General features: G+C 77.3%; 2 protein-coding genes. Both read right to left on the bottom strand.

Annotation, left to right across the window (positions count from 1 at the left end; all coding sequences use genetic code 11):
* Positions 1-551: beta-ketoacyl synthase N-terminal-like domain-containing protein (locus AC5LUJ_RS05270; protein WP_493464551.1), on the bottom strand; the 551-nt coding region annotated here is incomplete at its 3' end.
* A 6-nt stretch (positions 552-557) separates the two neighbouring features.
* Positions 558-805 (bottom strand): hypothetical protein (locus tag AC5LUJ_RS05265; RefSeq protein WP_493464550.1); only part of this gene is annotated, 248 nt, incomplete at its 5' end.

Raw genomic sequence — 805 nt, 5'->3', positions numbered from 1 at the left:
GCGGAGCCACGCAGCGTCGTCGGGTTGATCCCGGCGTGTTCCAGCGCCTCCCAGGCGGTCTCCAGCAGCAGCCGCTGCTGCGGCTCGGCCGCCAGCGCCTCACGCGGGGAGATGCCGAAGAACGCGGCGTCGAAGTCGCCCGCGCCGGGCAGGAAGCCGCCCTCGCGGGAGTAGGTGGTGCCGGGCCGGGCCGGGTCGGGGTCGTAGCGGCCGTCGAGGTCCCAGCCGCGGTCCGCCGGCGGCGGGCCGACCACGTCGCGGCCCTCGACGACCAGCCGCCACAGGTCGTCCGGTGACTGCACCCCGCCCGGGTAGCGGCAGCCGATCCCGACGATCGCGACCGGTTCGTGCCGGGACGACGTCAGCTCCTGCACCTGCGCGCGGGCGGCGCGCAGGTCGGCGGTGGCCCGCCGCAGGTAGTCGCGCAGCTTCTCCTCGCGGGAGCTGCCCGCGCCGGCGGGCGCGGCGGACGCGGCAGCCGCGGCGGGCGCGGGGGACACCGGGGGTACCGACACCGGGGGTACCTGGGAGCCGGCGGACGCGGTGGACATGTGAGCTCAGCCTCCGTACGGGGTGGTCAGCTCGTTGTCGAGCACGTCGAACAGTTCGTCGTCGTCGGCCGACCGGAGATCCGCCAGGTCGCCGGCGAGGGAGCCGCCCGCGCCGGCGGGCCGGCGGCCGTCCCAGACCTGGAGGAGCTGCCGCAGCCGGGCCGCGACCCGTTCGTGGGCGTCGGGGTCGGTGGCGGCGTCGGGCGCGGTCGTCAGGACGGCGCCCAGCCGGTCCAGCACGTCGGTGAGCGACT

Source organism: Protofrankia sp. CiP1_Cm_nod3 (assembly GCF_982290655.1).
This window is presented reverse-complemented; position numbering and strand designations above follow the sequence as displayed.